The sequence below is a fragment of the Streptococcus sp. genome (genome assembly GCF_032481935.1).
In the GTDB taxonomy this organism is placed as follows: Bacteria; Bacillota; Bacilli; order Lactobacillales; family Streptococcaceae; genus Streptococcus.
In genome coordinates this window covers 1-22,495 of the sequence record NZ_JAWERU010000016.1, presented here as the reverse complement: position 1 = coordinate 22,495, position 22,495 = coordinate 1, and the positions used below count along the sequence as shown (strand labels likewise).

Here is a 22,495-nt window from a genome sequence, read left to right as displayed (position 1 = left end):
AATAGAAGCATGGCACAGTTGTATTATCGTTATGGGACCATGAACTCAGGCAAGACGATTGAGATTCTTAAGGTAGCCTATAACTATGAGGAGCAAGGAAAGGGAGTTGTGATTATGACTTCGGCTCTGGATACGCGTGACGGTGTTGGCTATGTTTCAAGTCGAATTGGGATGAAAAGACCAGCAGTTGCTATTGAGGAAACAACGGATATCTTTGGATTTATCCGAGATTTACCTGAAAAGCCTTACTGTGTACTTGTTGATGAAGCCCAGTTTTTAAAGCGTCACCATGTTTACGACCTAGCTCGTGTTGTGGATGAGTTAGATATACCTGTTATGGCATTTGGTTTAAAAAATGATTTTCGTAATGAATTATTCGAAGGTTCAAAATATCTTCTGCTCTTAGCAGATAAGATTGACGAAATCAAGACCATTTGCCAGTATTGCAAGAAAAAAGCGACCATGGTCTTGCGTACGCAGGACGGATTGCCAGTCTATGATGGTGAGCAGATCCAGATAGGTGGCAATGAAACCTATATCTCGGTTTGCCGTAAACATTATTTTGCACCACTGATAACATCCAAAAAGGAACAAGACTATGACAATTGAACTAAGAGATGTTACAATGGAAAATTATTTTGATGTTCTGAATTTGGATGTTAAGGAATATCAAAAACAATTTATTGCTACTAACGCAATTAGTTTAGCTGAAGCATATGTCTACACAAAAAATGGAGATTTTGTAGTTCCATTGGCAGTTTACGATAATGATGCAATCATAGGTTTTGTGATGTTAGCATATGATAAAAAAATCGGAATTAGTAATGGAAATTATTTACTATTTCGTTTCATGATTGATAAGCATTTTCAAGATCAAGGATATTTTAAACCAATTATGGATAAGGTGCCAGACTATGTTCGGACAGCGCCAGCGGGTTTATCCAATAAACTTTGGTTGTCTTATGAACCAGAAAATGAACATGCAAGATCTTGTTACCTCAGTTATGGATTTAAAGAAACTGGGGAAATATTTGAGAACGAAGTAGTAGCCATATACGATTTAACAATTGAGAAATAAGGAGAAAGAATGAATATCTATGATCAACTACAAGCTGTAGAAGACCGTTATGAAGAGTTGGGAGAATTGCTGAGCGACCCTGATGTGGTCTCTGATACCAAGCGTTTCATGGAATTATCCAAAGAAGAAGCTGGGACACGTGACACCGTAACAGCCTACCGCGAATACAAACAAGTCCTTCAAAATATCATTGATGCCGAAGAGATGATTAAAGAATCAGGCGGAGATGCGGACTTGGAAGAAATGGCTAAGCAAGAATTGAAAGACGCTAAGGCTGAAAAAGAAGAGTATGAAGAAAAACTAAAGATTTTGCTCCTCCCTAAAGATCCAAACGATGACAAAAATATCATCCTTGAAATCCGTGGAGCTGCTGGTGGAGATGAAGCTGCCCTCTTTGCTGGTGATTTGCTAACCATGTACCAAAAATATGCTGAAGCTCAAGGCTGGCGCTTTGAAGTTATGGAAGCTTCAATGAACGGTGTCGGTGGTTTTAAAGAAGTGGTTGCTATGGTTTCTGGTCAGTCTGTATACTCTAAGCTTAAGTACGAATCAGGTGCCCACCGTGTGCAACGTGTCCCTGTGACAGAAAGTCAGGGTCGTGTTCATACATCGACTGCAACTGTTCTTGTCATGCCTGAAGTGGAAGAAGTAGAGTACGATATTGATCCAAAAGACCTTCGTGTGGATATCTACCACGCTTCTGGTGCTGGTGGACAGAACGTCAACAAGGTTGCGACTGCCGTTCGTATCGTTCACTTGCCAACCAATATCAAGGTTGAGATGCAGGAAGAACGTACCCAGCAGAAAAACCGTGAGAAGGCTATGAAGATTATCCGTGCGCGTGTTGCTGACCACTTTGCACAGATTGCCCAAGACGAGCAGGACGCAGAGCGTAAGTCTACTATCGGTACTGGTGACCGTTCAGAACGTATCCGTACTTATAATTTCCCACAAAACCGTGTGACAGACCACCGTATCGGCTTAACCCTTCAAAAACTTGATACTATTTTGTCTGGTAAACTAGATGAAGTTGTGGATGCCTTGGTTCTTTACGACCAAACTCAAAAATTAGAAGAATTAAACAAATAATGAAATTAGCTCAAATGTTTAAAGATTTTGAGGAAAAATTGATAGCACAAGGAGAGGAAGCAGAAAGCCTCTCCTTTGTCTATCGTAGCCTGAAAAATCTATCTTTTACAGACTTTGTCTTTGCCCTCCAGCAAGAAGTAACAGAGGAAGAAAAAGAGTTTGTGGAGGATATCTACAAGAAATTAGTAGCACATATACCTGCCCAGTACATTATCGGTCATGCTGAATTTTTTGGGATGCAGTTAAAGGTTGATGAGAGGGTCTTGATTCCTCGCCCAGAGACAGAAGAGTTGGTGGATCTCATCCTAGCTGAGAATCCAGAGGAAAATCTCAAAGTTCTGGATATCGGAACAGGAAGCGGTGCTATCTCCCTTGCTCTAGCTAAAAATAGACCAGATTGGACAATCACAGCTAGCGATATCTCCCAAGATGCTCTCGATTTGGCTAGCAAAAACGCTAAAATTCAAAATCTTAATATATTTTTAAAAAAATCTGATTGTTTCTCTGAAATTTCTTCAAAATATGATATAATTGTTTCCAATCCACCCTATATCTCTCGTAGAGATGAGTCAGAAGTTGGTTTGAATGTTTTACATTCAGAACCTCATCTGGCACTCTTTGCAGATGAGGACGGTCTTGCAATCTACCGCAAAATTGCGGAAAATGCAAAAGACTATCTCAAAGATGGTGGTAAGATTTACCTTGAAATTGGCTACAAGCAAGGTTTTAGTGTTCCTACTCTTTTTAAGGAAAATCTTCCTGAAAAAAGAGTGCGAACCCTCAAAGATCAATTTGGCCAAGATAGGATGGTTGTCATTGATGATGGAGAAAATTAAGAAAGAGCTTGAAAAAGGTGGAGCAGTTGTTCTGCCGACAGAAACAGTTTATGGTCTTTTTGCCAAGGCGCTAGACGAAAAAGCAGTTGATCATGTCTATCAACTTAAACGTCGTCCAAGAGACAAAGCACTCAATCTCAATGTCGCTAGTCTAGCTGATATCTTGAACTTTTCTAAGAATCAGCCAGCTTATCTCCAAAAACTGGTTGAAAGTTTTTTACCAGGCCCTTTGACCATTATCTTAGAAGCTAATGACAAGGTTCCTTACTGGGTCAATTCAGACTTGACGACTGTTGGATTTCGCATGCCGAGTCATCCAGTAACTCTGGAGTTGATTCGTAAATTTGGTCCCTTAATCGGACCTTCCGCCAATATCTCAGGTCAATCAAGTGGAGTAAATTTTCACAAGATTCTTCATGATTTTGACCAAGAGGTCTTGGGACTTGAAGACGATGCATTTTTAACAGGTCAGGATTCGACTATTTTAGACTTATCTGGTGACAAGGTAAAGATTCTACGTCAAGGAGCGATTACTCGAGAGGATATCCTTGCCAAGATACCGACAATTCCTTTTGAGGAGGTATAATATGCTACGTGATTTGAAAACAAGAGATGTTGCAGCTATTTGTGAGATTAACAAAGAAGCTTTAGGTTATTCGTTTAGTTTAGAGGAAACGGCTAGTCAACTAGCTAAGTTATCTCAGGACTCTCATCACTACCTACTGGGTTTCGAGGATTCGACCAGCCATGACTTACTTGGTTATGTTCATGCCGAGGTTTATGAATCCCTTTATTCAAAACCAGGTTTTAATATCCTAGCTTTAGCTGTTTTGCCTCAAACACAGGGTCAGGGGATCGGAAAAACTTTGCTCCAAGGATTGGAACAAGAAGCAAAAAAACGAGGCTATAACTTTATTCGCTTAAATTCTGCAGACCATCGTCTGGGGGCCCATGCATTTTACGAAAAAGTTGGTTATACTTGCGATAAAGTGCAGAAACGGTTTATTCGCATTTTTTAGTTTGGATTTTATATTCTTGTTGTAAAAACAAACTAAAAGACCTGTCATACTATAAAGGAGAAGACCTATGATTTTTGACAAAGATGATTTTAAAGCCTATGACGCGGATCTTTGGAATGCTATTGCCAAAGAAGAAGAACGCCAACAAAACAATATTGAGCTAATCGCCTCTGAAAATGTCGTTTCTAAAGCAGTTATGGCGGCTCAAGGGTCTATCTTGACCAATAAATACGCCGAAGGTTACCCAGGACGTCGTTATTACGGTGGTACTGATGTAGTAGATATCGTTGAAAGTCTAGCTATTGAACGTGCAAAGGAAATCTTTGGTGCCAAGTTTGCCAATGTCCAACCTCACTCAGGAAGTCAAGCCAACTGTGCGGCTTACATGGCTTTGATTGAGCCAGGTGATACGGTCATGGGAATGGATTTGGCAGCAGGTGGTCACTTGACCCACGGAGCTCCTGTAAGCTTCTCTGGTCAAACCTACAACTTTGTTTCTTATAGTGTTGATCCTGAGACTGAACTCTTGGACTTTGACGCTATCTTGAAACAAGCTCAAGAAGTAAAACCAAAATTAATCGTAGCAGGAGCTTCAGCTTATTCTCAAATTATTGACTTCTCAAAATTCCGTGAAATTGCAGATGCTGTTGGTGCTAAACTTATGGTCGATATGGCGCACATTGCTGGTTTGGTTGCTGCAGGTCTTCATCCAAGTCCAGTCCCTTATGCACATATTACAACAACAACGACCCACAAAAGCCTTCGTGGACCACGTGGTGGTTTGATTTTGACTAATGACGAAGACCTTGCTAAGAAGATTAATTCTGCTATTTTCCCAGGTATCCAAGGTGGGCCATTAGAGCATGTTGTTGCTGCTAAGGCTGTTGCCTTCAAAGAGGTATTGGACCCAGCCTTCAAGGAATATGCAGCAAATGTTATTAAGAACAGCAAGGCTATGGCAGAAGTCTTCTTGCAAGACCCTGATTTTCGTATTGTCTCTGGTGGTACTGAAAATCACCTCTTTCTAGTTGATGTAACTAAGGTTGTAGAAAACGGAAAAGTTGCTCAAAACTTGCTAGATGAGGTCAATATTACCCTAAATAAAAACTCAATTCCATACGAAACTTTGTCACCATTTAAGACAAGTGGTATTCGTATCGGAGCAGCAGCAACAACTGCACGTGGTTTTGGTGAAGAAGAAAGTCGTAAAGTGGCTGAGCTTATCATTAAAGCCCTTAAAAATGCAGAAAATGAAGCTGTCTTAGAAGAAGTGAGAAGCGAAGTCAAAGCCTTAACAGATGCCTTCCCATTGTATGAGGACTAATACTATTATGGACATTTATATTAAGAAAGCCATTATCCATCAGTTCAGCCCTGATGACACAGAGTTGTTTCTAGCGGATAAATTTCTCAATATCACTCCAAAAATCGAGGAATACCTACGTAAGAAAATTGAACGTGTGTATTCAGATGAAGCCAAGACTGGGATTTTCGAAGAAGAAAATCCCTTCTTCAATCACATCACAGACGATTTATTGGAGACTTCAGTAACACTAGCAAATCTCTGGAAAGAGGAATTCAGCATTTCTGAAAATCTCAAGACCAATGACTTGATTTTTGTGCAGTTTTCTAAAGAAGGAGTAGAGCATTTTGCTTTTCTACGTATTGCCTTGCGTGAGACCTTGACCCACCTCGGTGGAGAAGTTGACAATCCAATCAAGCTGACTCAAAACAATCTTCCTGGATTTGGTACAGGCGCAGATGAGGCCTTGGTGGTCAATCTTCAAAGCCGAAAATATCACCTGATTGAGAAACGAATCAAGTATAACGGGACTTTTTTGAACTATTTTTCTGAGAATCTGATACAGGCTCAACCAAAGATTTCACCTAAAAAGTCAATCAAGGAACTGGAAAAAACAGCTCAGAGAATTGCTGAAACATTTAATACAGATGATTTTCAATTTCAATCTAAGGTCAAGTCTGCTATTTTTAACAATCTTGAAGAAAGCAATGAATTGTCTCCAGAAAAATTGGCAAATGACCTTTTTGACAATAATCTCACTGCACGTCTTAGCTTTATTGACCAAGTCAAGAAAGCAGTGCCAGAGCCAGTTCAATTTGATGAAATCGATGCCAGTCGTCAATTAAAGAAATTTGAAAACCAAAAACTTTCTCTGTCAAATGGGATTGAATTAATTGTACCCAATAATATTTATCAAGATGCTGAGTCGGTCGAATTTATCCAAAATGACAATGGTACCTACTCTATCTTAATCAAAAACATCGAGGATATACAAAGCAAATAATGTTTAAATTTATAAGAAGGGTCTTGGTGCTTGTTCTTATCTTATTTACTGGCTATAAACTTTTTCATATGTATCGGGATGTGAAGCAGGTCATGACCTATCAATCCTTGGTACGAGAGGTTTTAAGTGAGCAAGATACACCAGCAAATGAAGAACTAGTCCTGGCCATGATTTATACCGAAACCAAAGGTAAAGAAAGTGACGTGATGCAGTCAAGTGAGTCTGCCAGCGGAACTACAAATACGATTTCTGACAATAGGAGTAGTATTCGGCAGGGAATTCAAACCTTGACAGAGAATCTTTATTTAGCTCAAGAAAAGGGTGTAGATGTTTGGACTGCTGTACAGGCCTATAACTTTGGGCCTGCTTATATTGATTTTATCGCCCAAAACGGGAAAGAAAATACCCTTGCCCTAGCCAAGAAATACTCAAGAGATACCGTTGCGCCGACATTAGGAAATACAACTGGAAAAACCTACCGCTACATCAATCCAATTTCCATCTTTCAAGGTGGAGAACTTTATGTGGATGGTGGAAACTATTATTACTCTAGACAGGTTCAACTAAATCTCTATATTATTAAATTTTTTAATTTAGTTTAAGCACTTAGAAAATTCTAGGTGCTTTTATAAGCTTTCTTTAAGGCTAATCTACTATCCTAGATAGGAAAAGGAGGAACGTCTCATGCGAAAGAAATTCTTTCTGACTAGTGCTGCAGTTCTTTTAGCAGTTGCAACTTTGCAAAGTGCTCAAGCAGCCACTGATGTTCAAAAAGTAATTGATGAAACTTATGTTCAACCTGAGTATGTCTTAGGTTCTTCACTAACAGAAGATCAAAAAAATCAAACATTAAAAAAACTCGGCTATAACGCCTCTACAGATACCAAAGAACTGAAGACTATGACGCCAGATGTCTACTCAAAGATTATGAACGTCGCCAATGACTCTAGTCTCCAGCTCTATTCGTCTGCAAAAATTCAAAAATTAGGTGAAAAATCTCCACTTGAAGTGAAGATTGAAACCCCTGAAAATATCACTAAAGTGACCCAAGACATGTACCGTAATGCGGCCGTTACCTTGGGTGTTGAGCACGCGCGCATCACCGTAGCTGCACCAATCCCTGTAACAGGTGAAAGTGCCCTAGCTGGTATCTACTATTCATTAGAAGCTAATGGTGTTCAACTTCCTCAAGAAAATAAAGACCTAGCTCAGGAAGAACTAAAAGCTTTGTCAGACATCAACGATGAAAACAAGGACAAATCAGGCTATGATGCCAATAAACTTAATGTAGCCCTTGCCGATATCAAATCTGCTATAGCTAAAGCTAAAGAGTCCAATGGTGAGCTTACTGAAGATGATGTTCGTAAGATTGTTGAAGATACATTGAAAAATTATAAGCTGGATCAGGTTATAACAGGAAACCAGATCAATGTCATCATCAACTTTGCCTTCAATCTTTCCAAGAGTGATATTCTCAATAACGAAGATTTCACAAAGACTCTAAAAGATCTGAAACAAAGTATCGTTGCGCAAGCAGGAGATAGTTTTAGCAATATCGACCTTAACTTTGATGCTAATAAAGCTATTCAAGACGGTGGGAATATCCTCAGTGCTATTTGGCAAGCAATTGTAAACTTTTTCAAGAGTTTTGGTGCTTAGGCTAATTCATGGTATAATAGATGGTAACAGAACAGTTGCCGTCTTTTTTTTGTCGGTTGATAGAAAGTGAAACATATGTTAAAGAAAAATGATATTGTAGAAGTAGAGATTGTCGATTTGACACATGAAGGAGCAGGTGTTGCCAAGGTAGATGGCTTGGTCTTTTTTGTTGAGAATGCTCTACCGACTGAGAAGATCCTTATGCGTGTCCTTAAAGTCAACAAGAAGATTGGCTTTGGTAAGGTTGAGGAATACCTTACACAATCTCCTTACCGTAATCAAGACTTAGATTTGGCTTACCTGCGTTCAGGGATTGCTGACTTGGGACATCTAGCTTATCCAGAGCAACTCAAGTTCAAAACCAAGCAAGTGAAAGACAGCCTCTATAAAATTGCTGGAATCAGGGATGTAGAGGTTTCTGATACTCTTGGTATGGAAAATCCTATCAAGTATCGCAACAAGGCTCAGGTACCTGTTCGTCGTGTTAATGGTGTTCTAGAAACTGGTTTCTTCCGTAAGAATTCTCATGACCTTATGCCATTGGAAGATTTTTACATTCAGGATCCAGTCATTGACCAAGTTATTATAGCCCTACGTGATTTACTCCGTCGATATGACCTGAAGCCTTATGATGAGAAGGAGCAATCTGGCTTGATTCGTAACCTTGTTGTCCGTCGTGGACATTATTCAGATCAAATCATGGTTATATTTGTGACAACTCGTCCTAAAGTTTTCAGAGTTGAACAGGTGATTGAACAACTAATCAAGCAATTTCCAGAAATTGTATCTATCATGCAGAACATCAATGACCAGAATACCAATGCGATTTTCGGGAAAGAATGGCGTACGCTTTATGGTCAAGATTACATTACTGATCAAATGTTGGGAAATGATTTCCAAATCTCTGGTCCAGCCTTTTATCAGGTCAATACCGAAATGGCGGAGAAACTTTATCAAACAGCCATTGACTTTGCGGAGTTAAGAGCAGATGATGTAGTGATTGATGCCTACTCAGGGATTGGGACTATTGGCTTATCTGTCGCTAAGCATGTCAAGGAAGTCTATGGCGTAGAGGTTATCCCAGAAGCAGTAGAGAATAGCAAAAAGAATGCTGTCTTAAACAATATCAGTAATGCCCACTATGTCTGTGACACTGCTGAAAATGCCATGAAGAATTGGCTCAAGGAAGGCATCCAACCAACTGCTATCCTAGTCGACCCACCACGCAAGGGCTTGACCGAAAGCTTTATCAAAGCAAGTGCCCAAACAGGCGCTGATCGTATCGCCTATATCTCTTGTAATGTCGCCACCATGGCTCGAGATATCAAACTCTACCAAGAGTTGGGCTATGAATTGAAGAAAGTACAGCCGGTTGATTTATTTCCGCAGACGCACCACGTCGAGTGTGTAGCTTTGCTTGTAAAAGCGTAAAAACCTTGTAACGAAAGGGATAATCAAAAACCTTGATTGCAAGGCTTTTTGTATTGAGGTGGGGAAGTATCAGAGTGAGAATACAAGTTGAGTGTCTTGATGTGATAGTTTGATAGGCTGTCAATCTATTTCCATAAACCCTAGGGGGTACGGAGTTGTTACCATAGACTAGGCATTAATGGGAATAAACGTATCCCCTATTAATGAAACTCAAGCAAGGTTTGATCCAGGGAGATAAGTAGAAGTTAAATGATGCAATTTAATTCAATAAAATCCTTGAAATTTTAATCTTTCAAGGATTTTATTTAGGGATGTAGATAGATTTCAAGTTATAATGGTCCAACATGTCATTGTTAAAAAAATGTAATCGTTAAAATGCTATTAAATCGTTAGATAGTTCGAATATACTTAGAGTTTAAATGTTAGCGTTTCGTGATATAATTTCATAAGAAAAAATTATTGGAGAAACTGAATTAGAAACAATATTAAAACGGCTTTACAAACAATAAAATCTTATTTTGAAAAATCAGAATTTTATATTCCTACCTATCAGAGATCCTATGCTTGGCAAGTATCACAATGTGAACAACTCATTGAAGATATTAATCTTCATATGGAAAATTTCGATGATAGATCCCAAGACAATTATTTCTTCGGTGCTGTTTTCATCGCTCAAGAATCTGTAGAAGACATGAAGTAACCTTGATTGATGGCCAGCAAAAAACAACGACATTTATGTTACTTCTTAAGGCAATCTTATTGAAGATTGAAAAGGAGCTTGAACTTCAACCGACTCTAGATACTGATGCACGCAGATTAGTGAGACGTCTTAATTGTCTTAAAGAGCAGATTGTCAAAATGATTTTCAATGTTTCAGATGACGAAAAAGATGATTTCGTTGATGGACTTTATTATACTAGTGATGGTAGGCTGTCCTAGTAACATTCAAATAGTTTGCGACAGACGTTTGAGATAGGTTTTTATCAGTTCTTCGTTGTTTAAATCTTTCTTTAGACAACATATAGCCTCCTTGTTTAGTTATAACTTAATAAAATTTTATCAGTATAGTGAAATATTTTCAATAATCATTTGTAGTTCTTTATAATCTAATATGGATTTATTTCATAAACTTCAAAATAAAGACATATCTCTGTAGAAAAAAATACATACAAATAACAAAAATCAACGTTTTTTCAGCAACAAACAAGAAAAACCTGTAGTTTTTTCTTGTATAAAACTACAGACTTTGATATAATTTATTTAAAGATATTAAATCGAAAGGAATTTTAATTATGGCTATAGCTAAATACTCATTACAACGAATTGATGAAGGGAGTTTTGAAGACATTGTAAAAGATATTCTTAAAAAAACTCACTCAAAAGCTTTTTATTATTCTGCTTTTTTGAGAAAAGAAAGTGTTCTTGAATTGGAAGAGCTATTGAAAAATGAAGAGAATTTTTCAGCAGTGATTGGAGTTAGGAATGGTACCACCTCTTTTCAAGGTTTAGAAGCATTGCAAACTACTGGTGTTAAACTGTATGTAGTTGATACTGGATCTGCAATGACAATTTTTCATGCTAAATCATTATTGGTAGTAGATGAAGAAAATAATCTAGCATATGCTGTTTTTGGAAGTTCAAATTTTACGCCGGGTGGCTTCTATCGTAATATAGAAAGTAATGTCTACCTTGAGCTTGACCTGAACAATGAAGAAGATTTCAAATTTTATAGTGATTTTATTAGTAATCATGAAAACTTAGTAGAGAATAATAATAACAGTGATAATGTTCTGTTAATTTCTGATGTAAGTAGCATCAATAATTTTCTCTTAGATGGTAGAGTAGTGGATGAGACTAAGCATAAAATTAAAACCAGTGTCGGAAAAAGTTCTATATCAACCGATACAATTAAATTGATGAAATTACAACCAACAAGAAAGCATTCAGCTAAAACTTCTAATAAAAAGGTACAAGTTACAGACTCATTAGCTGAGGAAAGGAAGTTTACAATTGCGACAGATTCACTACTTGGGACGGTTAAAGAGGTTTGGAAGTCGAAACCATTAAACGAACGAGATTTATCTATTCCATCTAAACCAGGAACAAATCCTACAGGTTCTATGTTGATGAAGAGGGGTGAGTATAATATAGATCAGCAAAGTTATTTTTATGATGAGGTCTTTAGTAATTTGAAATGGTCTACACATCCATCTAAGAAGTCGTATTTTCAATTTGCAGATGCAAAATTTCATATTTTAATTGAAGGAATCGAATTCGGTTCTTATACACTTACCTTAAAATATGATGAAAGAACTGACACTACTAGTTATAAACAAAGTCAACCGAATGTTAGTCTGAGTTGGGGTGAAGCAGGTAGTATCATCAAAAATCCAAATCTTCTTGGAAAAACCATGTTCCTTTATAGGGTAGAGGACAAAGTTGGTGAATATTTGATTGAAATTAAAGACGACGATGGAACTAATTAATATTTAACATGTAGTTATAGACAAATAAGAATTGTTTGTTTTCAAAAATTTTAAACTATAAGCTCTCTATTACGGAATGAGCTTATTTTTTTGATATAATACTATTTGATAAATTTTTATTTAGTATGGTACTATAATTCAATTTAGTAGTTGAACTTACCTAGAAGTTATGCTAATATCAAAACACGTAAGTAATACTGCGAATTCTAATTAAATTGGCTAGGAGGAGTGATCTAATTTGCTATTAAAACAAGATGCTTCAATAGAGAAATTAAATGGAAGATATTTTACACCAAATCTGATTTCTGATTTTGTAACGGAATGGGTTTTGGCCCAAGAAGGTGAGATAAAAAATATCTTAGAACCTAGTGTAGGTGAAGGAGTGTTTCTTTCAAGTGCAATAAAGTTTGACAAAGTAAGTGAGAGTAATATTATTGCGGTTGAAATTGATGAAGACACTTCGAAGGAAGCGTCAGCAAAAAATGATTTCATACATTTTCCTGATTGGAAGTCTTTTGGTGACCTGACTGATAATATAGAACCCAAAAGGGTAGTTGTAAACGATGATTTTTACTATGCGTATAAGAATGGTTTAGATAAATTGAAATTTCAAGGTATTCTTGGCAATCCTCCCTATATAAGGTACCAATATTTAACAGAAGAACAACGAGCAGAACAAAGTGAGATTTTAATAAACAATTCAATGAAACCAAACAAACTTATAAATGCTTGGGTATCCTTTACAGTAGCATGTATAAGTTGCATGGATGATTCTAGTAGGATTGGTATCGTAATACCAGCAGAGTTATTACAGGTGAAATATTCACAAGATTTAAGACGATATCTTGTTAGGGAGTTAAATAGGTGTACAATTGTTACTTTTGAGAATTTAGTTTTTGATGATATTGAACAAGAGGTTGTTTTATTACTAGGTGAAAAAATCGCTGGTGATCAGCAAAACCTTATAAAAATTGTACCATTTAATAATGCCGAGTCACTAGATGTGAACATCCTCGAGGAAATTGAATTTATTGGTGCAGACCTTGGTTCAAGTAAATGGACCAAATTCTTTCTTAATAATTCACAGATTGATATAGTTAAAAAAATTAAGAGCAGCAATAAATTTTTGAAGTTCTCACAAATTGCTAAATGTGAGGTGGGAATTACAACAGGCAACAATAAGTATTTTTGTTTGGATGATGAAACGGTAAAGAAATACAATCTAGAAAAGTACTGTAGACCTTTAATTGCACGAAGTGTCAACATTAATGGAGTTCAATTTTTACCAGAAGATTGGAATGAAAATATACTAAAGGGTGCTAGGACATATTTACTGGACTTATCTCCTTTTGAATCTAGAGACTTTAATGATGGATTAAATAAGTACATAAAGTTGGGGGAAGAAAATAAGCATAATACCTCATATAAGACTAGAATTCGAGAAGAGTGGTACAAAGTTCCTTCTGTTTGGAGTCCAGATATTTTCTTTTTAAGAAGAAATTACCAATTTCCAAAGGTTATGCTAAATACTTCGGAAGTCGACGCTGTGAGTACAGATACTATGCATAGAGTTCGATTAAAAAATCCTCAACATAAAAAGCGATTAATAGTTGCGTACTACACTACTGTGGGATTGCTATTTTCAGAATTAGAAGGTAGGAGCTATGGTGGAGGTGTGTTAGAAATCTTACCTAGTGAGGTTTCAAATATACAATTACCTAATATTTTTGAAAATGATATTTTGAGTGAAGAAGAAGTTGATAAACTTTTCGATAAAATTGACAATCATATACGTATAAATGGTAATGATAATATAGAAATGTTATTGGATATGGTGGATTCAGAAGTACTTATTAATAAACTTAAGATAAGTAAAGAAGAAGTTACTAATATGAGGGAAGCCTGGCATACGTTAAAGAATCGTCGACTGGGAAGAGGTAGAAGCAATTTAGATTAAAAATTCCTAGGTTTGAGAATATAATTATTTACCAGAATTACTGTTAAAAAGCTTTCCCAAAATATCAAAAACGCTAAAAATCAATATGTAGTGTCTATGTATCTTTCAGTGACTAGATATAGTGCTACATATTGATTTTTTATTTTTGACCTGTTAAAATAAGATTACAAATAAACGAAATAAACTCTATTAAAATATAATAGCTAGAAAGGTTATTGGTACTCCTATTTGGACTTTAAACATTTTCTGAACCATAACAATCAAGCAATTGGATTTCAAACCATAGATTTTATTGTTCATTTCTTAACTGTTGTTCAACTTTAGAGTTCGCATTGTATTCACGTTTACAAAATTCAAACTTTTCTATTTTTCATTGAGGGAAAGTTGAATCGAGCATAGCAGATGAGTTTTCGGAACATTTCTATAAAGTGATTTCAAGTAGTGGGGATTTTTATTAATAAGTGGTGATAACTACGTTTATACAAGTGCCGATATTGAAGAAATTGAATATGAACCCAATCAATTAGATGAAACTTTAGTCGCAATTGAACTTCCACTCCAGAATACCGATATTGATAGTACTGCACTGTTGATTTCAATAATTGATGCTGGAGAAAAAATAGCAGCTCACGATATGATATCTATTTCTAAAGCATCATTTCCATCTAAAAATATAAAATTTTAATGTATTTCGTTTAAAAGTACATTCCTAATTCTGACAAACTTCATTTTGTTTCATAGTATATGTAGTTACTAGCATCACATGTTGAGGCAGTATCACTGCTTGTACCAGCTGAGACATCAGCAAAGTAGAAGCAGATTTCCGCCCATGGTATAGCTGTCGTAGAGTGAGGAGATTACGACGAAACTGTACGGTAAGTCCGAAACGCTGAATGTGTGAGTTTGTTAGTGAAACGCAGCTAATCCTCAAAAGGTTCCCCAAACCTTTTGAGTTCCACAGATACAGCATGTGGAGTGTGTAGTGTTACTACAACGACTAAAAGGGTGAAAATTCTTGATTTTAAGCACTTTTTCAAGCATTTTGTCTTTATTGAAAAGAGTGATTTTGACATAAAAAAGGTGCAAAAAAATACATTGATGTGAACGTCTGTTTGAATGTCGACTGCGTAGACAAAAAATAGATACGTCAGTAATAAATGAATACAGCGAGAACATTTTGATAAGTGTTCTCGCTTTTTTTATCTTTTGTAAGTCACTTTTTATTATCAAAAAACTTGCATTTTATCATTTAAAATGATAAAATACATAAAAAATGATAAAAAGGGAAAACAATGAATGTTAAAAAGATAATTTCTATTTTTCAATCGTTTTATATTAATGTAAGTGTTGAAAAAATAGCTTTAACTTTACCAATTAGTTTTGAAAAAAGATTTCAATATGCTCAAATGAAGTTTCATAAGGAGTCATTTTTATTGATTAAAGAAAAGAGAAGAGGAAGTTTAGACTCATTTGTTACTCAAGCTCGTAATATGGGTGAAAAAGCTAGCATGGACGTTGTTTTGGTTTTTTCAAAGCTATCTGACATTGAAAAAAAACAACTCCTTCAAGCTAGAGTTCCTTTTGCAGATTTCAAGGGAAATCTCTTTTTTCCTCCATTGGGATTAGTATTGAATGCTAATGATGATGTTGTAGCATCTAAAGAATTAACACCTAGTGAACAATTAACTTGGATTGCCTTTTTATTGACAAAAGGTCAAAAAGAAGTAGATGTTGATATGCTTTCACAGGTAACTGGACTTCCAAACTCAACGATTTATAGGTGCTTGAGGACTTTTAAAACTTTAGATTGGTTAAATAAGCCAAATAAACTTTACACCTATACAGCATCAAAAAAAGAATTATTCTTAAAATCAGAATCCTATTTATTTAATCCAATCAAAAAACGGCTCTTATTGCCCAATGTAGATCTAGAGAATATAAAATCTGCTTCTAGGCTTCTATACGGTGGTACTTATGCTTTATCCTATTTGACTTTTTTAGCTGAATCGGATGAAAATAGTAGCTATGTCATATCACAGAGACAATTCAATAAATTATCCTTGCCATTATCTCAGCATGTTTTAGAAGGCAAGGTATTAGAAATATGGCGATATCGCCCTTTTGTATCTGAATTTTGGAACGATTTTAAAGAAAATCAAGATAGACAGTTTGTAGATCCTATTTCTCTTTATTTGACCTTAAAAGATGATGATGATCCACGTGTGGAGGAAGAGATTGAAGTACTAAAAAGTAATATATTACAGTATCTAGGAGAAGATGATGCCAGCTAATACGAAAGCTATTTTTCAAGAAATGTTTGCGAATTTTCAAGACTATTATGTTTTGATTGGAGGGACTGCAACCTCTATTGTATTGGACTCGCAAGGATTTAAAAGTCGGACAACAAAAGATTATGATATGGTAATCATTGATGAATTAAAAAATAAGGAATTTTATGATACCTTGAATCACTTTTTAGAATTGGGAGAATATCAAGGAAATCAGAAGGATGAAAAAGCACAGCTATTTCGATTTACAACAAATAAACCTGAGTTTCCTTCTATGATTGAACTATTTAGCATTTTACCAGAATACCCATTAAAGAAGGAGGGGAGAGAAACACCCTTACATTTTGATGAAGATGCTAGTTTGTCGGCCTTATTATTGGATAAGGATTATTATAATATATTGGTGAATGAAAAAGAATCCATTCAGGGATACTCGGTGTTGAGTAATCGTGGTTTAATTATTTTCAAGGCTAAAGCTTGGTTGGATATGAAAGAACTCTCTGCCACAGGTACTCAAGGTTTAAGTAAATCCATTAAAAAACATTTGAACGACATTACTCGATTAACAGCTTTATTAGTAGGGGGTGAAAAGCTATCAAATATAACCTCTAGTGACACGGTGAAAGCAGATATGCACCGTTTTGTGATAGAACTTGAGTCTGTGATATCAACTATTCCTCAAAATGATGATATTTTATTGACTCGGAATGAAGTTTTTGAAATTTTGAAAGATTTTTTAGATAGTTAAAATAATTGTAGAAACATAGCTATATTGGAATGTGACATACTTGTTTATGTCTGGGAGGACTGATGCGTCAGTTCTCCCGTTTTTTATATTCAAGTCTCTTGATTTTGTTCAGTGGCGATTGGAACACTGATGATCTCAGTTGTTGGTCTAGGTGGACAACTTGTTCGTGCAGATGAGGTTGTGAGAACTGAAAATTCTGCTACCAATCTTACACAAGCAAAGCCAGCTGATAGTGCTGAACACATAAACTAAGCAAAATTAAGTGGTCAGGCAAGTGGCGAATTGCCCTTTACCGTTCTACACGAGGAATTAGATAAAGTATCCCAAGTAGCTAAGCATGAAGCTGTTCAAGTTACCACAGATATGGAAGTCAATCTGGCTACAAAAACAGCAGTGGAAACAAGCATCGCTCTTTCAAAAGAACAGACTGACTCTGATAAGCAGGTCTCGGAAGTTAAGAAAGCGACAGCTGATTATGCATTGGGAAATTATGGCCTATCTCCTTTAAAATCAATCAAATTTAACAAGGCTAGATGGAAAGAAATGGTAAAACCTTATTTTGAAAAAAATGATGTTTTTACTATGCCTCAAAATGAAAATATAAGTTTTTAAAAGAAACAAAAGTAATTCTGTGTGTAACTGCAACGAGTAAGTTGCAGTTTTTTATTTCAAATAATGATATAATAGATTAATAAAACAATGAAAACGCTATATATTTGAAAGTTGATTAGGAAAGTTGAAAGTATGAAAACAATCGATATGATTATTAAATCATCAACTGAATTTTATAACGATTTAAAAACTGATGAACATGATAGATATCGTTCATGGGAGCATTGTTATTCACATTTTATGACAGCTCGTAAAGAGAATGATGTGAATCTTGATTACCTGAGTTTACAACTTGCATTTTATTTAGCAAGTTGGGGGATGTATCGAGGTTCTTCATTCTTATTACAAAAGGATTATAGAGTACATATACCTGTAGTAAGAGAAATCTTAAGCAATAAATATGATTCTCTAGCGGGAATAGAATGTAAAGATTTTAAAAATGAAACTAACCAAAAATTGCTAAAGGAAATTAATGAATTTATTGCTAATTATTATGATGGAATCAGGCGTGAAGTGAGAGGTTCAGCTCTCAAAAACAACTTATCAGATATACTAATCACAAAGATACTGATGGGCACACTCGGTTGTGTTCCAGCATATGATATATATTTTGTTTCTGGGGTAAGATCACAAAAGATTGCAATTGGTACCTATAATATTAAATCTATTTTACAACTAGTAGATTTTTATGAGAAAAATATAGAACAATTTGATTCAGTCCAAAAAAGTTTTATTGTTGCTGATATGCTATATCCTCAAATGAAAATACTTGATATGGGATTTTGGCAGATTGGTTTTGACTTAGATAATAAATAACTATTTACTTCTGTATCTGGAATTTATAAATGGATTTACTTTGAAAAGATAGTAACTCTAAATCTTAATAATAATTTTTCATTGAATAGATTTTAGATAATTGGCTTTTAGAGTATGGTATGCTACATATTAATTTTATTATTAGGGAAAGCGACTAGATAGCATCGTATTAAGATATTTTTACATAGATGATATTGCATTTTGAATTATAACAAAGGAGTATTAACATGGCGAAATATACCGACGAAGATATTAGAAAATTAAATAAAATCACATTAAAAATTGCTGGTGATTATTTAGGTATAAGTTCACAAGCAGTTGCGATAGGTCTTAGAAACAATCTTCTTCCAATTGGTTTTGCTATTCATAACGAAGAAAGAGATAGACGTTTCACTGAGAGTTGGTCCTATCATATTATCGCCGAAAGAATGATTTCATACAATCACGGTAAACTATCAGAGATCCGTGTTGAAAATATAGAAGCCAGTTTAGATAAAATTATAGAGGAATTTAACGGTTTAAAACAAGATTTACTTTTTATATTAAGCGAAAATGCAGAAGTGAAGAATTAGAAGTTTTTGAATTTGCGTTTTCGCTTGGTAAATATAAAAACAGTGATGTAAAGTATAAGGGTAAAGGTGTTTCAAATGAAGATGATAAAGACCTTTTCTAGAGAAGAACTCTATGAAGAAATCTGGGAGATAAGTGCGAAACAAGTTTCATTGAAATATGATTTAAGTTATTCTGACTTACTCAAGAAATGTAAAGAATTTGAAATCCCAATTCCAAAGGGTAGTTATTGGTATCGTAAGAATACTGGACAAGACTTAAGTGAACTTATCGTTCCATTACCACAAAATGACATAAATGAGGTTCATATTGATAGAAAAAGTTTAAAGAACAGTAGAATTAAAGCTGCTAAACATAAAGAAGATAGTACGGAAGATAAAAAAGAAGATACTGTTAAACTTGATACAACTAGTATAAGAAGTTCATTATCATTTTTAGAGGACGATAAAATAGAGCTTATTATTGAAGCCGTTTTAAACCTAAACCAGGCTCCAAATAAGAGATTACATAAATCCGTAGCTAATCTAAGAGATAAAATTACAGAGTGGAATAAGAGGGAAAAAGCAGCTTCTTATCCTTACTTTGATTCTAGGCACAGATATAATGATTTAAAAGAACCTAAATTTGTAAAAAGTATTTCATTAAATTCTCTTCCACGTTTATATCGCTTTTTAGATTCACTAGTTACTGTTATTGAAAAAATCGGTGATAATGTAACTTCAAATTGGGATATTCAAATTGAAAAGGATATTGTTCGTTTTGAAGTTATAGAATCAACAGACAAAGTAAGTCATGAATTAACAAAAGAAGAAGCTAAAGAACTAGCAGAGTACAATGATAGCGTAAAGTTTAAGGGGTATGCTTTTAAACCAAGAATAAAGAAGTATGACTATATTCCAAATGGAAAATTTCGATTTAAGATAATAGATGGTAAATACATTAAAGATACTAAAGAATTCACACTTGAACAATCAATCCCAGAAATAATCGTTTTAATTTACCAAGAGTATTATAAAGTTAAGAACTTACGACTTGAACGTGAAGAGAGAGCAAGACAATACGAAGAGGAGCAGGAGCGAAAAAGAAAATTACAAAATAGAATCGAAGAAGAGAAGAAGCGGACAATGTCTCTTCTGAATATGCTAGAAGATTTTCAAACAGCAAATGATTTAAGATTGATGGCTGATAAATTGGAGATAGCAGGGAAACTTAGTAAAGAGGAAATTGATTGGATTAGATCCAAAGCTGACTGGATTGACCCAATAGTTTCTTCAACAGACGATTTACTAGGAATTAGAAATCATGAAAATTCTAGAGAACAAAAAGAACAATATCTAAGTGAGAAAAGGTACTACTGGTAACTTTATTTTTCTTATGTTTTATAAAGGCAATTGTAAATAAAGGAGTTTTAATTATGACAACTAGTCTAGAAAATAATGAGTTTATAGAAAAAACAATAGAGGCTTTAGATGTAAAAGGGAAAGATCCAAGACTTGGGGTTATAGGCTTTGAATTTGATAATTCAACATCTGAAAAAGATTGTGTTTTAGTTATTGGTCTAAATCCTGCAGGAAATGAGGATGATGCAAACAATGAGAAAAATAACAGGACATTTCTGTATAGTTTGAGAGATAGCAGTAAAAGTAAATATGTTTATAATAAATACTATAAACCTATTTATGAACTAATGAATGATATCTTTGATAATGGTGCTAAATGGCATTGGTGTAATAAATCATGGGACATTTTAAGTAAAGAAATAGAACATTCTATAGAATATTCTAAGAACAAAAAATTTTTAGATGTGATACATGAAGAGTATTTATACCATCAAAATAGGAAAGTATCAATCTATATTGGAGATATGTTCTACTATCATGAAACAAATTCTAAAAAACTTCCACTTAAAAAATCAATATCTTACCCTCAATACTGCAAAGAAATGTTGGAACTTCACATTGAGTCTCTTATAGAAGCTGGTAAAAGTATAAAATTTGTATACATAAATAATTCACAAGTTTCTCAATGGTTGTGTGATAGTGATATAAAGACATTTACAGTTTTCGGGGATAGGAAAATTCCTGTTTTCTTTGGTGGAATGGTTTCAGGTGGTAGAATGGATTTATTTTCAAAGAAAAGATTAGTTCATGAGATAAAAAATTATTTAAATAAACTTGAACCAAAAATCGAAAACTAATTAAAATTCTATGAGGAACCGAAGTTACATGAAAGAATATGTTTTAAGTTTGGAAAAAGAATTCTCTTTAATAGAAAATGGATTTAAAGAAGAAGAAAAAAGAGCTCTTGCTGACTATCAATCAAACGATAATGCGTATACCAAAGAATTAGCATTTTTAGCCTTTAAATCCAATGTATATCAAGTTAGAATGTATAGTGTATTTCTCTTTGGCCATTTGTCATCGTATGAAGAAATTTTGATCTTTATGAGGGATGAGGTTTCAAAGGATGACAATTGGAGAGTACAAGAAGTATTAGCAAAAGCATTTGATGAATTTTGTAAGCAAACAGGTTATGAAAAATCCCTTCCGATTATTGACGACTGGCTAAAAAATAATAATCCAAATGTCCGAAGAGCTGTTACAGAAGGCTTGAGAATATGGACAAGTAGACCATATTTTAAAGAAAATCCATATGAAGCTATCAGACGAATTGCAGCATTAAAAGAAGATTCTAGTGAATATGTTAGAAAATCAGTTGGTAATGCTTTGAGGGATATTAGCAAAAAATTTCCAGAGTTTATCAAAGAAGAACTTGATAGTTGGGATATTAATAGTAAAGAGATTCAACAAGTTTACAAGCTAGCAAGTAAATTGATTGTATGACAAATAAGAATTCATACGAGGTAACGTTTGTTTAGGTGTGAAAGATATGGAAAGGTCAATAAAGTTTTATAGAGATGGTTTAGGATATAAGACTGATTGCAGAGAAAATAATCCATCAGTATGCTTTTTTGATACTCCGGGAACAAAGTTTGAACTATTTCCTTTGGAACAATTAGCAAAAGATATTGATGAAAATAATCCACCAAAAGGGAATGGATTTTCAGGAATTACATTAGCCTACAATGTTGAACATAAAGAAGATGTAGAGACTGTAATTGCATTAGTAAGAAAAGCAGGTGGAAAAATTGTAAAAGAGCCATAGGAAGTTTTTTGGGGTGGATATCACGCATATTTTTCGGATTTAGATGGATACTATTGGGAAGTTTCATGGGGACCGAATTTTCAATTTGATGAAAATGGATTGCTGAAATTTTGAGGATAAATAGGGAAAGAGTTTGCCATAAAGTAAGGAATATTTGATTTTGAAGGAGGTAATCATAGTGAATGAATTTAATGAATTTGTTCGTGAGATTTTTTCTGCAGCAGGTGATATTGTCATAAGATCCATGATGGGCGGCTACCTTATATATTTTAACGGTAAGCTGATAGGTGACATTTGCGATAATGAACTATTTTTAAAGAGGACGCCGACATCGGACAAACTTCTTGCAGACTCAGAATTGCGTTATCCGTATGAGGGTTCAAAGACATTGATGTATGCATTCGACAGATTTGAGGATATGGATTTGATTACTGA

The 22,495-nt window shown here is 34.8% G+C and carries 24 protein-coding genes and 4 pseudogenes; all 28 read left to right on the top strand.

Going from position 1 to position 22,495, the window contains the following annotated elements:
• Positions 1-9 precede the first annotated feature (9 nt).
• Entirely contained in the window at positions 10-609 is a 600-nt protein-coding gene (locus tag E7C97_RS04730) for a thymidine kinase (protein ID WP_153225373.1), read from the top strand.
• Positions 599-1,078: a GNAT family N-acetyltransferase gene (locus E7C97_RS04725; protein WP_316108312.1), complete on the top strand. Its 480-nt coding sequence runs from the start codon at positions 599-601 to the stop codon at positions 1,076-1,078. Before E7C97_RS04730 ends, E7C97_RS04725 begins: the two co-directional genes overlap by 11 nt.
• Before the next feature lie 9 nt (positions 1,079-1,087).
• Positions 1,088-2,167, top strand: a complete 1,080-nt coding sequence (gene prfA, locus E7C97_RS04720; RefSeq protein ID WP_075231774.1) for a peptide chain release factor 1 — start codon at positions 1,088-1,090, stop codon at positions 2,165-2,167.
• A complete protein-coding gene (prmC, locus tag E7C97_RS04715) occupies positions 2,167-3,003 on the top strand; it encodes a peptide chain release factor N(5)-glutamine methyltransferase (RefSeq protein ID WP_316108311.1) in 837 nt (278 codons plus the stop codon). Before prfA ends, prmC begins: the two co-directional genes overlap by 1 nt.
• Positions 2,987-3,589, top strand: a complete 603-nt coding sequence (locus tag E7C97_RS04710; protein WP_316108310.1) for an L-threonylcarbamoyladenylate synthase — start codon at positions 2,987-2,989, stop codon at positions 3,587-3,589. The genes prmC and E7C97_RS04710 overlap by 17 nt, the downstream gene beginning before the upstream one ends.
• A 1-nt stretch (position 3,590) precedes the next feature.
• On the top strand, positions 3,591-4,022 hold the full coding sequence (locus E7C97_RS04705) for a GNAT family N-acetyltransferase (RefSeq protein ID WP_316108309.1): 432 nt from the start codon (positions 3,591-3,593) through the stop codon (positions 4,020-4,022).
• 67 nt (positions 4,023-4,089) lie between these two features.
• Positions 4,090-5,346: a serine hydroxymethyltransferase gene (gene glyA / locus E7C97_RS04700; protein ID WP_316108308.1), complete on the top strand. Its 1,257-nt coding sequence runs from the start codon at positions 4,090-4,092 to the stop codon at positions 5,344-5,346.
• 7 nt (positions 5,347-5,353) lie between these two features.
• Positions 5,354-6,328 (top strand): nucleoid-associated protein, encoded by a 975-nt coding sequence (locus E7C97_RS04695; protein WP_316108307.1) that lies wholly within the window; start codon positions 5,354-5,356, stop codon positions 6,326-6,328.
• On the top strand, positions 6,328-6,930 hold the full coding sequence (locus tag E7C97_RS04690; RefSeq protein WP_316108306.1) for a lysozyme family protein: 603 nt from the start codon (positions 6,328-6,330) through the stop codon (positions 6,928-6,930). Before E7C97_RS04695 ends, E7C97_RS04690 begins: the two co-directional genes overlap by 1 nt.
• An 82-nt stretch (positions 6,931-7,012) precedes the next feature.
• Positions 7,013-7,987 carry a DUF1002 domain-containing protein gene (locus tag E7C97_RS04685; RefSeq protein ID WP_316108305.1) on the top strand — a complete coding sequence of 325 codons (975 nt, stop codon included), beginning with the start codon at positions 7,013-7,015 and terminating at the stop codon, positions 7,985-7,987.
• A 75-nt stretch (positions 7,988-8,062) separates the two neighbouring features.
• The gene (rlmD, locus tag E7C97_RS04680; RefSeq protein ID WP_316108304.1) at positions 8,063-9,418 is read left to right on the top strand and encodes a 23S rRNA (uracil(1939)-C(5))-methyltransferase RlmD; all 1,356 of its coding nucleotides are present in this window, start codon (positions 8,063-8,065) and stop codon (positions 9,416-9,418) included.
• Between the two features lie 472 nt (positions 9,419-9,890).
• Complete coding sequence (locus E7C97_RS04675) at positions 9,891-10,118, top strand: DUF262 domain-containing protein (RefSeq protein ID WP_316108329.1); 228 nt, start codon at positions 9,891-9,893, stop codon at positions 10,116-10,118.
• A gap of 35 nt (positions 10,119-10,153) precedes the next feature.
• Entirely contained in the window at positions 10,154-10,357 is a 204-nt protein-coding gene (locus tag E7C97_RS04670) for a hypothetical protein (protein ID WP_316108303.1), read from the top strand.
• Between the two features lie 353 nt (positions 10,358-10,710).
• Positions 10,711-11,904 carry a phospholipase D-like domain-containing protein gene (locus E7C97_RS04665; protein ID WP_316108302.1) on the top strand — a complete coding sequence of 398 codons (1,194 nt, stop codon included), beginning with the start codon at positions 10,711-10,713 and terminating at the stop codon, positions 11,902-11,904.
• Between the two features lie 238 nt (positions 11,905-12,142).
• On the top strand, positions 12,143-13,861 hold the full coding sequence (locus E7C97_RS04660; RefSeq protein WP_316108301.1) for a class I SAM-dependent methyltransferase: 1,719 nt from the start codon (positions 12,143-12,145) through the stop codon (positions 13,859-13,861).
• Between the two features lie 1,292 nt (positions 13,862-15,153).
• On the top strand, positions 15,154-16,152 hold the full coding sequence (locus E7C97_RS04655; protein ID WP_316108300.1) for a hypothetical protein: 999 nt from the start codon (positions 15,154-15,156) through the stop codon (positions 16,150-16,152).
• Positions 16,142-16,606, top strand: a pseudogene (locus tag E7C97_RS04650) (hypothetical protein); the annotation flags it as partial. The gene E7C97_RS04655 and the pseudogene E7C97_RS04650, both read left to right, overlap by 11 nt.
• Positions 16,607-16,636: 30 nt before the next feature.
• The gene (locus tag E7C97_RS04645) at positions 16,637-16,897 is read left to right on the top strand and encodes a hypothetical protein (protein ID WP_316108328.1); all 261 of its coding nucleotides are present in this window, start codon (positions 16,637-16,639) and stop codon (positions 16,895-16,897) included.
• A 129-nt stretch (positions 16,898-17,026) separates the two neighbouring features.
• Entirely contained in the window at positions 17,027-17,149 is a 123-nt protein-coding gene (locus tag E7C97_RS04640) for a hypothetical protein (RefSeq protein ID WP_316108299.1), read from the top strand.
• Positions 17,150-17,176: 27 nt separating this feature from the next.
• Positions 17,177-17,365: pseudogene (locus E7C97_RS04635) on the top strand (hypothetical protein); the annotation flags it as partial.
• Positions 17,366-17,371: 6 nt separating this feature from the next.
• A pseudogene (locus E7C97_RS04630) lies at positions 17,372-17,509 on the top strand (DUF4343 domain-containing protein); the annotation flags it as partial.
• Between the two features lie 132 nt (positions 17,510-17,641).
• The gene (locus E7C97_RS04625) at positions 17,642-18,325 is read left to right on the top strand and encodes a hypothetical protein (RefSeq protein WP_316108298.1); all 684 of its coding nucleotides are present in this window, start codon (positions 17,642-17,644) and stop codon (positions 18,323-18,325) included.
• Positions 18,326-18,552: 227 nt separating this feature from the next.
• A complete protein-coding gene (locus E7C97_RS04620; protein WP_316108297.1) occupies positions 18,553-18,897 on the top strand; it encodes a hypothetical protein in 345 nt (114 codons plus the stop codon).
• A 75-nt stretch (positions 18,898-18,972) separates the two neighbouring features.
• Positions 18,973-20,256, top strand: coding sequence for a cellulose synthase (locus E7C97_RS04615; protein ID WP_316108296.1), 1,284 nt, complete (start codon positions 18,973-18,975; stop codon positions 20,254-20,256).
• 53 nt (positions 20,257-20,309) lie between these two features.
• On the top strand, positions 20,310-21,092 hold the full coding sequence (locus tag E7C97_RS04610; RefSeq protein ID WP_316108295.1) for a hypothetical protein: 783 nt from the start codon (positions 20,310-20,312) through the stop codon (positions 21,090-21,092).
• A 28-nt stretch (positions 21,093-21,120) separates the two neighbouring features.
• Positions 21,121-21,738: a DNA alkylation repair protein gene (locus tag E7C97_RS04605; protein WP_316108294.1), complete on the top strand. Its 618-nt coding sequence runs from the start codon at positions 21,121-21,123 to the stop codon at positions 21,736-21,738.
• Between the two features lie 13 nt (positions 21,739-21,751).
• Positions 21,752-22,174: pseudogene (locus E7C97_RS04600) on the top strand (VOC family protein).
• 64 nt (positions 22,175-22,238) lie between these two features.
• On the top strand, positions 22,239-22,495 hold a 257-nt coding region (locus E7C97_RS04595), incomplete at its 3' end, for a TfoX/Sxy family protein (protein WP_316108293.1).